Origin of the sequence: Telmatocola sphagniphila (genome assembly GCF_018398935.1) — a bacterium.
GTDB classification, from domain to species: Bacteria; Planctomycetota; Planctomycetia; order Gemmatales; family Gemmataceae; genus Telmatocola; species Telmatocola sphagniphila.
Genome location: NZ_CP074694.1, coordinates 2,892,329 through 2,905,762, shown reverse-complemented (window position 1 = coordinate 2,905,762; position 13,434 = coordinate 2,892,329). Strand labels below are relative to the sequence as shown.

The window sequence follows — 13,434 nt, the reverse complement described above, 5'->3', positions numbered from 1 at the left end:
TAGGGACAGGCGACGTAAATCCACAAGGCTAGGGCATGGCGGAAACAATTTTAATAGTCGACGATGAAGATTCGGTTCGCAAAACTTTTGGGGAATGGCTGAAAGAATCCAGCCTTCCGATCCACATCAAGGCCGTGAGTGATGCCGAGGCCGCGCTGCAATTCGCCAACGAAAATACCATCGATCTGGCTATTCTCGACTGGAATCTGGGTTCGGGCAGCGATGGCTTGCAACTGCTCGAGGATCTCGTGGTTTTTCAGCCGAATGTGATCGCTATACTGGTGACTGGCTTCGCCCACCAGGCAACTCCCCTGCAGGCGTTGCGCATGGGTGTTCGCGATTATCTCGATAAAAATCAGGATCTGACTCGGGATAGTTTTCTGAAATCGGTGCGGAAGCAACTCGATCTGATCCGACCCGCCAAACAGCAGCGGCAGTTTCAGAAAAGCCTGTTGACGTTTCGGGAAGCGATTGAAAAAGCTCTCCCTTTGGTGCAGTCCTCCGCCACGCTTCAGAGCCCCGGTTCGCCCGTCGAAGCGTTCAAACCACTGATTCAAATTGCCTGCTACGTCACATCGGCACAAGTTGGCTATCTGGTCCTTCGGCATCTCCTGGAAAATAATCGCGAAGAATTGAGCGTGACTGATCAGGAAGGGAAAGCAATTCCCTGGCAGGCAGGTCCCTTTGCGAAAACGATAGCGGCGTCGGCTCTGATGAACCAGCGGACTCTCCATCTGCAGCTCAACTCGAACGACGTTCTGGACATGATCCAGCTGCAGCCGTTCGAAAAAGAATATCTCGAGTTGATGGCCATACCGCTTTCCAACGACTCGCGAACCCAGGCGGTGCTGGAATTGGCCAAGCCGTCAAAAGTCGAGCAGTTTACCGCGGCCGCAAAACCGATTCTGAATCTCTTGCAAACTCTCGGTGGAGAACTGGTACGGCGGACGGTGGCCGATCAGCGGCAGAATCAATTGCTATTGGCGGCTTTACAGACGGCCCGGCAGGTGAGCGATCAGATCGCCCGCGGGGAAACCGTTTCCGAAACGCCGGCCGTTTCGCCGCATGTTCAAGTGGTCGCTCGCATGCAGGAAACTCTTGCGAGTACCAGTTCTTCCGGGCTCTCCTCGCGGGATACACTTCGGCTGGCGCAACGGATTCGCGATCTCAGCGATCGCTTTGGGGCCCCAGCGCTGAAGTATGCGGATCAGTTGCTCGAACTGACGGAAAAGATGCTGGCGGAACTCAACCCTCCCTTAAGGGATTGATGCGGTAAATCAGGGATGTGATTCCAGGAGATGGGATGGGGGATTCGGCCGATTTTTTTAGTTCGATTCGGGAGTTGCTGACTCCGGAGAAACTGCTGAATGACAGCCGTGCCAACGGTCAAGGGGTGCGTCTGGCCGTCATTGACAGTGGGATCGACAGCAATCTTCTGCGCGAACGCTTCGACAAAAAAAATCTCACGATCGAGCCGATTGAAGGGGTACTTTTCAAAACCGATTCCCCTGAAGTCGTTGCCGATGATGGTTCGCAATCGAGCCCGCACGGTAGCGTGGTGGCCGATATCATTTTGAGTCTGGCCCCGAAGGTCAAACTTTTCTCGGCCAATGTATTCGGCTCCACGGGTAACTGTACGGTTGAAACCATCATTCGGGCCATCGAACATGCCATCCATGTCTGGAAAGTGAAGATCATTAATCTATCGCTGGGAATCGTGGAAAGTCAGTTGCAGCAGATCAGCAAACGGTACCAGTTACTGCGAGCCGTGGAGCAGGCGTACTTCCACGATGTCCTCATTTTCGCCGCCGCTCATAACGATCATCCGATTACGCGGAGCTATCCTTCGCTGTTTGCCCCACCACTGATCTCCGTCAATAAGAGCGATTCTTCCAATCCGCTGGAATTCATGTACCAGTTACACGAAAGCGTGGAGTTCGCCGCTTATGCTCGTGGCTACCTGGGGCCTTTTTCCCGGGAGCCGGCAACCAGTTGGGCGACCCCGCACTTAGCGGCCATCGCCGCCAAGCTGCTTTCGATTCATCCGAATATGAAACCCTTTGAAATCAAAACGCTGCTCTACTGGATGTCCAAAAAGCGTGGGGATTGACCGACTAGATTTCGATTTTCAGTAATTCAATTTTTCGATAGAGCGAACTCAAACCGATATTTAAACGCTTGGCGGCTTCCCGCTTATCGGAAGTCTGGCGGAGAATGCGCTCGATGTGCAGCTTTTCGTATTCTCCCATGGCCAGACTGAGATCGTCGAGAATGTTGGGATCGACCGCCCGTTGGTCCAAATCGGGCGGCAATTCCGCCGGAGATATCAAAACCTGATCGCTGAGGATGAGCGAACGTTCGATGGAATTTTCCAGTTCGCGCAAATTCCCTTTCCAGGGATGGTGCATGAGAAGGTTCATCGCCTCGTGCGTCAGGCCTTGCACGCGATGGTGCAGCCGGGCGGCGTGCTTCTTCACAAAGTGATCGACCAGTTCGGGAATATCCTCTTTGCGTTCCCGAAGGGGTGGCAATTTCAGCGACACGACATTGAGCCGATAGTACAAATCGTTGCGGAAAGTCCCATTTTCCACCTCTTTGTTCAGATCTTTATTGGTGGCCGCGATAATTCGGGCGTGAACCTGCACCGGTTCGTTTGCCCCGAGGGGCAAAACTTCCTTCTGTTCGATAACGCGAAGCAGTTTGGCCTGAACGCTGGCCGGTAATTCGCCAATCTCGTCCAGAAATACCGTTCCTTTGCCGGCATGAACAAACACGCCGCGCTGATCCTTATCAGTCGCTTCCCGTCGGTAACCGAAGAGTAGGCTTTCTAATTGCTCATTGGGAATAGCGGCGCAGTTCACTGGCAGAAAGCGAACTTCTTCCGGATTGCTGTAGGCGTGCTTGTGGATGTAGCGAGCGAGAATTTCCTTGCCGGTGCCACTTTCCCCCTGGATCAGAATGGTCGTGCCGGTCGGGGCCGCTTTTAAAGCCATCTGAAACACGGCCTGCGATTTGGGATTGGCTCCGATGACGAATTCGTTACTCGCTTCGCGATTCAGTTCGCGGCGGAGGAACTGGTTTTCCAGTCTCAAGTTGCGCACCCGCATCAGCCGTCGCAGTTTTTCGGTCACTTCGTCGAAGACGATCGGTTTGATCAGATAATCCTGAGCGCCCCGCTGGAAAGCTTCAATGGCCGTTTCCACCGTGGCATAAGCGGTGATTAAGATCACAAATGTTTCCGGGCTGACCCGCTGGACTCGCTGCAGGACTTCGATGCCATCCATGCCCGGCAGGTTAATGTCGCATATCAGAATCTCATGAAATTCTTTGGCCAGAAGAGCGAGAGCTTCTTCACCACTCCCGACCGCTTTGACCGTGAAGCCTTCTTCCTCGAGATATTCGCTGAGAGTCTCCCGGATAATCTTTTCGTCGTCGACGATTAAAATCGAAGCGTCGTTGAGTTTGGAGGACATGGCAATCTCCTGTGCTATCAGGAACGGGAAGAGGAGAGAACTTGCGGAGGAACGCTTTGCGGTTCCCATTCTCTGGTCGGGATGGTGATCCGGAAAATCGTCCCCTGATTCAGCGTGCTTTCAAAAGACAGATCTCCACCGTGAGCGCGAATCATTTTGGCGCTAATGAATAATCCTAAGCCGGTGCCTTGCTTTTTGGTCGTGAAATAGGGCTGAAAGAGTCGGGATTGCTGTTCGGCGGACATTCCCACGCCATTGTCGCGAATGGAAATTTCCACGACATTTTCGATCCTCCGGGCTTCGAGACGGATCAGGCCGCCTTTGCTGGTGGCATCAATCGCGTTCAGAACGAGGTTGAAGATAATTTGCACCAGCTGATCGCGGATTCCGGTGAGTTGCGGAAGCCCTTCGGCAATATCGCTTTCGATGGTACGGCTCTTGATGCCTTTGTAATACTTGGCGATGTGCAGAGCTTCCTCGACGATCTCTTTTGGCTCGAAGCGGGTGCGGTCCGGGTTGACGGGCCGGCTGAAATTCATCAACTCGCGAAGCGTCCCCTGAATCCGATTTAACTGCCCGGCAATCAGCCCGAGCTTAGAACGCGTGTACTCGTCCAGATTGCGTTTTTCCAGAATTTGTAACAGCGAACTGATCGAAGTCAGAGGATTTCCCACTTCGTGGGCGATCCCGGCCGCTAGCAACCCGAATCCGGCCATCTTGTCCTGGTGCATCACCTGCGCCTGAGATTCGTTGAGTTCCCGCGTTCTTTCGATGATGCGGGTTTCCAGCAGGCTCTGGTTTTCCTGAAGCGCGGAATTCAGCTCCCGGAGTTGTCTCACCAGTTGGCGGGTAATTTTTGAGAGGGCATTCGCTGCCCAGGAGACCCACACCAGCACGGTCAGCATCAGTATCAGTGTAAAAGGGTTTCGATCGGCGTCCGATACGAAGAGAAACAGGGAGGAGTAACTCAAGCAGTCCAGTGCACAAGTGATGTAGGTGATACTCGAACTGGAACGGATGGCACAGCAGATTAAAGACAGGAGATAATAGAACCGGAATGGGCTGTTCAAATGGGTGTCGAAGTAGCAAAGCAGACCGATGAAGATCGCTTCCATGCAGGAAATGGCCAGCGGATAATAGCCTAAGAATACCTGGCCGCGCCAGCTGTACCAGGTATCGAAGAGCGTGAATCCCAGGCCGAAGGTCATAATTGCATTGAGCAACAGCGGCGAGGAGCTGGGAGATCCGAAATTAATATAGAGGTAGCCGAGTATCAAGCCGAACCAGCGGATCTTGACGGCTATGGCCTCGGAAGCCAATTCCCAAGGTTCGAGATTAGCGGAAACTTCGACAGACATGTTTTCCATTATAAGCAAACGAGCCAGACTGTCGGGATCGCGGACAACTGTTCGCACTAATGAATCCAGTGGATGCGGTTCCAATCCACGGACGGGAACTGGTAGTTAGAGCTCCCTACCGAAAGGTGCGTCATACGGGAAGGTTGATGCAATAGAAAAGGCTTACCGAGAAAGTTACGTTCCGGGACGCCCGCAATCGGCCAGGTACGGCTATCGTCGGAATTCTGGCTATTGTCCCCCAGCATGAAATATTCCCGATCCTTCAACCGAAAGGGTTTATCGACGCCATGGATTCCGCTGTCTCGGTAGAAAATGTCCCGGAACAACTGGAGGTCGGAAACCGCACCGTTAAATCCCTGGGCCATGAAGCGGAAAGGTTCGGCGACGCCTTTTCGCTGCGAGGCCGCCGGGAGGTCGTAGTGCGGGAACCATTCCGAGCCATCCAATGAAAAAGAGGCTCGCCGATCGACTAAGGAAAAGACCCAGGATCGGGGCTTGTTCGGCCGAAATGCGTTGCACCGGGCTTCGCGAATTAACTTTTTGCCATTCCAGAGGCGGATAAAGCTTCCCTCGGGATGGAACTCGATGTCGATTTGCAGGCGAGCCTCGCCATCGGTCAACTCGATAGCAAATCGACCTGTATCCTGTTCGGTCATCAGCTTCCCCTTCAGCAGGAAATCACTCACGGTCTGACCGCTGATGGCCCGGCTGGAGTTGTTGTACGGCAAGAGGTCTAGAATCGGTTCCTGCCGACGATTTTCGGAAGACCAGTTCTGATAAGCGATCCAACTCGGTTGAGAGAGTTGGGCCGCTTCAATTCGAATCTGAGTCGGTTCCAGAACAAAGGCTTTTTCCGGTCCAATCTTAAAGTTTTCGGACCAGCCAATCAGCGAAGGAGCGAAGCGGTAATCCCAGACGGGAATCGAACACGCCAGAGCTTCTTCCTGAGATTTGCGACAGAGTTCGCCGTTGATGAAAATATCCCCATCGCGGATCTGGACCGATTCCCCGGGCAGGCCGATGACTCGCTTGACATAAGGTTTCGAGTAGTCGCTGGGGCATTGGAACACCGCCACTTCCCAGCGATGGGGATTGCGGAAAAAATAGAGGGTTTTGTTGACCATGACCCGATCGCCGAGGATCGGCTTGGCGCTATCGTAGTCGAGTGCCGTGATGCCGCAGTTGACGCAGAAAGAATGCAGATCGGCGGCGGAGTCCCCGATTTCAATTCGATGACCGCAGCGCGGGCAGAACATTTGTTTGTGATTGCCCAGGAGCGTGGGAGCCATGCTGCCCGTCGGTATCCCGTAGGGCTCGATCACAATAATCCGCAGGAAAATGATGGTGATGATGAACAGAACGAAAAGCTCCGCCAACCGCCGGGAGTGGTTGGGCGGCGAACTGTCGATATCGGGTGCTGATGTCGGGGAGGACAAGCGCTTGCTCGATAAACCCTGGGTGAGATTATTTCAATCGTCCGATTCCAATACCGCCAGAAACGCTTCCTGGGGGATATCGACCTGACCGACCATTTTCATCCGCTTCTTGCCTTCAGCCTGCCGCGACAGCAGTTTGCGTTTACGGCTGATGTCGCCGCCGTAGCACTTCGCGGTCACATCCTTACGCATCGCCTTGATGGTTTCCCGGGCAATGACCCGCGTACCAATGGCCGCCTGCAGTGCGATTTCGAACAAATGTCGATCGATCTTTTCCCGCAGTTTGGAGATCAGTTTGCGGCCGCGGCGCTCGGCCGTGGTGCGATGCACGATGACCGAAAGGGCATCGACTCTCTGATTATGGACCAGTACGTCCAGCCGGACGAGATCGGCAGGCCGATAACCGAGCATTTCGTAATCCATGGTACCGTAGCCGCGGGTAACCGATTTCAGCTTGTCGTAAAGATCGTAGATGACATCCGCTAAAGGTATCTCGTAAGTGAGAATCGCTCGGGTGGTACTGAGGTATTCAGTTCGGCAGTAGAATCCTCTGCGCTCCGCACAAAGCGTCATGATGTCGCCAATGTTGCTGGTCGGAACTAGGAAATTGATCTTCACGATCGGTTCGCGAAACTCCTCGATCTGCCCGGCATCGGGAACATCCTGGGGCGTTTTAATCAGAATCGTCTGCCCGTTTCGGGTCAGAATCTCATAGGTCACGTTGGGCGAAGTGTGGATCAGGTCGATTTCACAATCGCGCTCCAGGCGTTGACCGATAATTTCGCGATGCAGCAGACCGAGGAAGCCGCAGCGGAATCCGAATCCGAGACCATCGCTGCTTTCGGGTTCGAAGGTGAAACTGGAATCATTGAGCTTCAGGCGAGAAAGAGCTTCGCGTAGCGTTTCGAAGTCGTTGTTGTTGATCGGGTAGAGACCCGAATAGACCATTGGCTGCGGCTCTTTATAGCCCGGCAGCGCGGTTTCCGTCGGATTTTCCGAATCGGTTACCGTATCGCCGACGTGGACATCAGTGATCAATTTGATTTGCGCCATGAAATAACCGACTTGCCCGGCGATGAGCGTATCGCACGGCTGCATCTTGGGTCGGAACTGGCCGACTTCCATCACCACGTAAGTCGTGTTACCGCGCATCAACTTGATTTTCTGACCGGTTTTGATCGTGCCTTCAAATAAGCGGCAGTAGACCACCACTCCCTTATAAGGGTCGAAGTGGCTGTTGTAGATCAGGGCTTTCAGTGGATTGTCCTGTTTACCGGAAGGTGCCGGGACGCGATCTACAATGGCGTCGAGGACCTCCATGATGCCGAGTCCCGATTTCGCACTGCACTTGAGTACATCCTCGGCCTTGGTGCCGACGGCGGTTTCCATTTCTTCGATAATCGGCTCGGGTCGGGCGGTCGGTAAATCGATCTTGTTCAAAACCGGAACGATAGTAAGATTATTTTCCATCGCCAGAAAAGCGGTGGCGACGGTCTGAGCTTGTACCCCCTGAAAAGCATCGACGAGAAGAATAGCCCCTTCACAAGCCGCTAAGCTACGGGAAACTTCATAACCGAAATCGACGTGTCCGGGCGTGTCGATGAGATTGAGTTCATAAACCTGGTCCTGACGGGTGTAATAGATGGTTACCGGGTGCATCTGAATGGTGATGCCCCGCTCCCGCTCTAGATCCATGCCATCCAAAAGCTGATTTCGGAAGTCCCGTTCGGATATCGTGCCGGTTTTCAGCAGCAGTTGGTCCGCGAGAGTGCTTTTGCCATGATCTATATGGGCAATGATCGAAAAATTCCGAATCCGACTAGTTTCAGCCATAGTTCCGTCTGTTACGCTCTAATTGCTGACAATGTGAGTATTTTCCTTCTATCAGTTTACGATCATCCAAACTCGATGAATAGTATGAACTGAAAGGTTCCCCCGATTCCACTGTAAAAATTGAAGGAGAGAGGGATGAAGCCATGTGGTGGTACTTGACAATCTTTGTGCTCATGAGCTTAGGTCTTGCCTGCAGCTCTGCGCCGGTAGAAACCCCAGTCCCGGAAAAGCACTCCGTCGAATCCAAGGAGCCTGCTCCCAAGCTGGAGAAGGTGACTTTCGAGCAATTCGAGAAGGCGGTGGCTGGCTACAAAGGTCAGGTCGTCATTGTGGATGTTTGGGGCGAATTCTGCATTCCCTGCAAGAAGAAATTCCCTTCAATTATGCAGATGAACAAGGATTTAGCTAAACTCGGCGTGGTCTTCATGACGGTCAGCCGGGATGAAGCGGAGAACGAAAAAGCGGTTCTGGAATTTCTGACAAAACAAAAAGCACTCATTCCAAATTTCATACTGGTGGATAGCGAAGAGAATATTCAAGAGGGTTCCAAACGCATCGACGTCACAGTTCCTCCCCAGATGCACGTTTTCAATAGATTGGGCAAATTGGTTAAAACTTTCGACAATAAGAATAAAGAGGCCGAGGTCGAGAAGTTCATTCGAGACCTCGCCGAGAAAAAATAAATTTATTTTGGCTGGGGCTGTTCCAGAAACTGCAGGAGTCCCAGATCGACCAGTTCCGGCTCTTTCCCGTTCCGCAGACTCCAGGCTTCTTTCTCTCCCGATTTCTTGGTTCGAATCACGTTAAATGCCCAGATTTTTCCAGGCAGTGACGAATCGTTGGTTAACTCTACCAAAGGAATCGCGATTTCAGCCCGCCAATGGGATTCATCAGAATTCATTGCCACAAACCATTTGGGATTCCAAGTACTGTCTCCCCAGCAATCGTCTCGAACGGCTCCCCGGGCGTCGAATTCGAACCGGAAAAACGTTTGATAATCGCGGTCGAGATCGAAGAAAAGAGCGACGCGATCCTGTCCCTGCAGATTCATGTCCCGCGTCCGGCGCGACAATTTGGGGATCGGCTTCCCTTCGTCGTGAGGGCATTCCATGGCAAGATAAAGGAAATCGCTATCGAAGCGAACGCGGAGCGTGGCGCAACCGCTGCTGATGCCTTGAGCTTGAACCGGCTTGAGTTTTAACGGCACAACGTCCTTCCAGCACTCATCGTCGAAAATCCCATCCAGCTTGGGTCGAGCGGCCGCCCGCCGGGCAACGCCGACCAATTTGGGATTCCCCAGACCATCGGCGCGATTCATCAGCCAGAGTTCGCTCAGAAGGATGTCTTTCCAGGGATCGACCCCTTTGAGAGCTCGAAGCTCGCTTCGTCCCTTAGGCAGTTCGCTGACCAATTTCTGCATGTACTTCGTAGCCTGGTCAATTTCCCCGAGATTTCTCTGGGCGGCCGCGAGGCAAATTTCCAGACTGGGATCGGTCTGGGTACTCGAATTGAGAGTGGGGAATTTTTTCATCAGCTCCAGGGCAGGCATGTGCCAGTTACGATTGTCCTCGGCTCGTCGAATCAGGCTGACATCCCTCTGCTGCACGAACCGGTTGGTATCCTGGCTCGCGACCAGCGTTTCGGCTTTGATCTGTTCCTGAATCATGTGATTTTGGATTTCCACCCGGCGTCGGCATTCGCTGCTGCTGTGGTACTGGATCATCCAGCGAAGCGCTTCCAGCGCCAGGGGATCCTCGGGGTAATCGCGCAGAACAATTTGAAATATTTCCTTAGCCTGCGGCCATTGTCCTTGAGAAGCCATCTGATGGCCGAGATTGAAACAACTGCGGGCGGCCAGTCCGGCGGGCATCTTACTCAGGAGTGGTTTGACCTGCACTACCAGCGAATCGGGATTGGCGAAGGAATTGGTCTGGGAGGCAACCGTTTGGATGATTTGCCGTTCCCGAAAGAGTTGTTTGGACAATACTGTTTTTTCGGAGGTCACCAGGTTTTCCAGATTCATGCGAGTTTCGGCATGATGGGGAAGGCCGTCTAGCAAATCGCGTGGGGAAGGATTTTCGCCGCGGCTCCACTGCATCTGGAGCTTGCAACTCCCCTCCAGAGGGCGTTGCTGATTGGCAGCGGAATAGGCTTCTTCAACGTACTCCCAGGCCGAACCTTGCAGGCGTTCCGAGAATTCCTGACAGTGCGGATCCAGAGCAAATACTTTGGAACCGGTCTCCCGATGGAAATGCCGCCACGGAGCCCAGGGCTTCAAGTTGAGTAGGTCCAGTTGTTCCGGATAGGCCGTTGGATCGAAGGCTTTCTCATAGGCATCTTTCCAGATCCCATCGGCGGGATTTAAAGATTCGGAAGCGTCCTGCTGAATCGTTACGTCGGGCTGCCAGGTGCGCAAAGCCAATACGGCCTCGCGTTCCGTCAGCGGTGTCGTGCGGTTTTCCCAGCCATGTCCGCCGGCGTAGTTCCACGCTTCCCATTCGCAAGACGCTTTTTGAGCGGTAGTTTTCCGCAGGATTGCAGTGCGGTACCCTTCGACCTTGGCAAACTGAGTCACCAGTTCGTAGCGGATGCCCTCGTCACTTTCGGAATGGATCAACACGGCGGGGCGTTTTCGCGGTGTCATCGCCTTCCAGGTTTTTCCCCCATCGACGGTCTTGTGAATGCAACCGAACTCACCCACGGCCCAGCCGAAGTTCTCATCGAAAAAATGGAGGGCACGCAGCGGCGTAGAAAGCTGCAATCGCTGCACTTCCCAGTTTTTGCCGAGATCCGGACTATGAAGAACGATGGAACCGGGGGAACCGGCCACCCAGAGGTGGTTGCCCGATTGCGCTAACGATCTCCAATCGACATCGGGCGAAGCTTTTTTCAGAGTGGGATTCGTGAGATAACCCCAGCGTAAGCCTCCGGAATCGGAGCTCCGCAATATCAGGTCGCCTTCCCCCACGGCAAACGCCTGGCGATCGATCAATTTTACCGCCTGGGCTCTTTTGCCTTTCAGGGGATCGTATTCGGCGGGGAGGAGTTGTCCTTCGCGTAGAGAATCGATTTGCCCATCCGCGCGGAGCAGAATGCCGTTTTTTGCATCTTTGAAATCGGCGGCAATGACGGGGCTGGAACCGCTCCCGGGAAGGGAGATCCAGGTCTTGCCGTTGTCCCGAGTTGCGTGCAGGCCGCTGGGACACCAGAGGGTGTTCTGTCCGGCCGCCACGCCAGTTCCATCGGCCCAGAAACGAATGAAGTTCAAGCCGGGCAGGTTGTCGTGACTTTGAATCTTCCAGGTACGGCCGCTGTCCTGAGTGAACAGCAGCACGCCGATCGAACGGGTCGGTTTTTCCAGACTGCCGACGGCCCAACCGGTGGTCGGGTCGATGAAGTGGAGTGACCGCAGGGAGGCCGTGGTGCCCGATTTCTGGTGCTCCCAGTGAATCCCTCCATCAACGCTGTGAAGAATCACCCCGTCGTCGCCAACCGCCCAGCCTTCCAGAACATCCACGAACTGGAGGGCGCGAAGAGTCTTCTCCGTGGCATCGGTTGCGGCTTCGGACTTTGCACAAAGTACCAGGATTATCAGAATGGGACCGAAAAACCGGTTGCGGATCGAAAGCATACTCGACCATCCCCGAGAGAAAATTCTTTTCAAATCGGGGTAATACTCGGAAGCAAAATCGGCCGCTATAGCAGTTCGACGAACTTGAGAGAAATTTGGAATTTTATTTGGAAACGCAATTTCTGCTTGTCCGAAACCGGGACGTCAAACCTGCAGTACGCCAGTTTTGAAACTGCCGGTAACCGGGAGATTCGCGAGGTTCAGTGCGGAGATGAGATCTTTCCGGGTATCTTTGGGGAAAGTGATGCGATCGACCCAGAGTCGGGCCGCGGCATAGCGGATATCGGTTTTCTCCTCGTAAGAGGCTTTCACCTTATTCTTCAAAGCAGTGAGTTCTTCGACATCGGGAGTATGTCCGCCCCGTTTCAAGGCAGCAATCGTGATATCCAACAAAGTCGCCGAAGCCTGATCGCCGCCCATGACGGCATAGCGGGCCTGAGGCCAGGCGAAAATGAAGCGGGGATCGAACGCTTTCCCACAAAGAGCATAATTCCCAGCCCCAAAAGAGCCTCCGGTGATCAAGGTGATCTTCGGGACGATACTGTTGGAGATCACATTCACCAGTTTGGCCCCAGCGCGGATGATGCCCGCCTGTTCGGAATCCTTACCCACCATGAATCCGTTGACGTTCTGGAGGAACAGAATGGGTGTCCGAGTTTGATTGCAGTCCATAATGAACCGCGCGGCCTTCTCGGAACTATCTACGTAGATGACGCCGCCGAATTGCAAAGCTCCTGTCGCGGGTTTGATGCGCTTTCGTTGATTGGCTACGATTCCGACCGACTTCCCACCGAGTTTGCCGTAGCCGCACACGATCGACTGGCCATATTCGGATTTGTATTCGTCGAAGGAATCGGTATCGAGCAATAAGCTCAGGAAATCGCGAATATCGTATTCCTCGTTCCCCGTAAATTTCTCAAAGCCATCGTCGGCCGCATCTTGCGAAGCGAGTTGACGCGAATCGGCAGGCAGGTGCTCGATCAATTTTCGAAGTCGTTGCAGGCAGGCTTCGTCGTTGGGTTCACGATAATCGATGGTACCGCTGATGGAGGCGTGCATGGCCGCACCGCCGAGTTGTTCGTGATCGACGGTCTGGCCAATAGCCGCTTTGACCAGTGCGGGGCCCGCGAGGTAGAGGCCGCTACCCTCGGTCATCAGAAGTTGATCGCACAAGACAGGCAGGTAGCCGCCGCCGGCCACGCAGTTGCCCATGATGGCGGCATATTGAGGGATACCCTCCGCGGAGAGAACGGCATTGTTCCGGAAGATGCGACCGAAATCGTCCTCATCGGGAAATACTTCATCCTGGAGCGGTAGAAAAACTCCAGCGGAATCGACCAGATACGCCAGGGGAAGTCGATTGTCGCGGGCGATCCTCTGGGCTCGAAGTACTTTCTTGGCCGTGATGGGAAAAAACGCTCCGGCTTTGACCGTAGCGTCGTTGGCGATGATGAGTACGGGGCGGTTTTGAATCGATCCGATACCTGTGACTACGCCCCCGGAAGGGCAACCGCCCCATTCGGAGTACATTCCCCAGCCGGCCCACAGACCTAGTTCCAGGAAATGAGTGCCGGGATCGATCAGATGACCGACCCGTTCGCGGGCAGTCAACCGGTTTTTTTCGTGTTGACGGGCGATTGCGGAATTGCCCCCGCCCAGACGAATTACATTTTCCTGTTCGCCGAGGTCGGTCATTCGAGAGA

At 53.9% G+C, this 13,434-nt stretch carries 9 protein-coding genes; 3 read left to right on the top strand and 6 right to left on the bottom strand.

All coding sequences use genetic code 11. The features are described from left to right. Positions 1-35: 35 nt before the first annotated feature. Positions 36-1,268 (top strand): response regulator, encoded by a 1,233-nt coding sequence (locus KIH39_RS11470; RefSeq protein WP_213499541.1) that lies wholly within the window; start codon positions 36-38, stop codon positions 1,266-1,268. A gap of 35 nt (positions 1,269-1,303) precedes the next feature. After that, positions 1,304-2,110: a S8 family peptidase gene (locus tag KIH39_RS11465; RefSeq protein ID WP_213499539.1), complete on the top strand. Its 807-nt coding sequence runs from the start codon at positions 1,304-1,306 to the stop codon at positions 2,108-2,110. Between the two features lie 4 nt (positions 2,111-2,114). Here KIH39_RS11465 and KIH39_RS11460 read toward each other — a convergent pair whose 3' ends face one another. From KIH39_RS11460 to lepA, 4 genes are read right to left on the bottom strand one after another with little or no spacing between them, the layout of a single operon-like run. After that, complete coding sequence (locus KIH39_RS11460; protein WP_213499537.1) at positions 2,115-3,473, bottom strand: sigma-54-dependent transcriptional regulator; 1,359 nt, start codon at positions 3,471-3,473, stop codon at positions 2,115-2,117. Positions 3,474-3,490: 17 nt separating this feature from the next. Further along, positions 3,491-4,888: a sensor histidine kinase gene (locus KIH39_RS11455; RefSeq protein WP_213499535.1), complete on the bottom strand. Its 1,398-nt coding sequence runs from the start codon at positions 4,886-4,888 to the stop codon at positions 3,491-3,493. Further along, on the bottom strand, positions 4,888-6,267 hold the full coding sequence (gene lepB / locus KIH39_RS11450) for a signal peptidase I (protein ID WP_213499530.1): 1,380 nt from the start codon (positions 6,265-6,267) through the stop codon (positions 4,888-4,890). The genes KIH39_RS11455 and lepB overlap by 1 nt, the downstream gene beginning before the upstream one ends. Before the next feature lie 33 nt (positions 6,268-6,300). Next, positions 6,301-8,100 carry a translation elongation factor 4 gene (gene lepA / locus KIH39_RS11445; protein WP_213499529.1) on the bottom strand — a complete coding sequence of 600 codons (1,800 nt, stop codon included), beginning with the start codon at positions 8,098-8,100 and terminating at the stop codon, positions 6,301-6,303. Positions 8,101-8,243: 143 nt separating this feature from the next. Here lepA and KIH39_RS11440 point away from each other — a divergent pair, with 143 nt between their 5' ends. After that, positions 8,244-8,783: a TlpA family protein disulfide reductase gene (locus KIH39_RS11440; RefSeq protein ID WP_213499523.1), complete on the top strand. Its 540-nt coding sequence runs from the start codon at positions 8,244-8,246 to the stop codon at positions 8,781-8,783. A gap of 2 nt (positions 8,784-8,785) precedes the next feature. Here KIH39_RS11440 and KIH39_RS11435 read toward each other — a convergent pair whose 3' ends face one another. Both KIH39_RS11435 and KIH39_RS11430 read right to left on the bottom strand, forming a co-directional pair. Beyond that, the gene (locus KIH39_RS11435; protein ID WP_213499521.1) at positions 8,786-11,731 is read right to left on the bottom strand and encodes a YCF48-related protein; all 2,946 of its coding nucleotides are present in this window, start codon (positions 11,729-11,731) and stop codon (positions 8,786-8,788) included. Between the two features lie 144 nt (positions 11,732-11,875). Then, positions 11,876-13,426 carry an acyl-CoA carboxylase subunit beta gene (locus tag KIH39_RS11430; RefSeq protein ID WP_213499519.1) on the bottom strand — a complete coding sequence of 517 codons (1,551 nt, stop codon included), beginning with the start codon at positions 13,424-13,426 and terminating at the stop codon, positions 11,876-11,878. Positions 13,427-13,434: the final 8 nt, after the last annotated feature.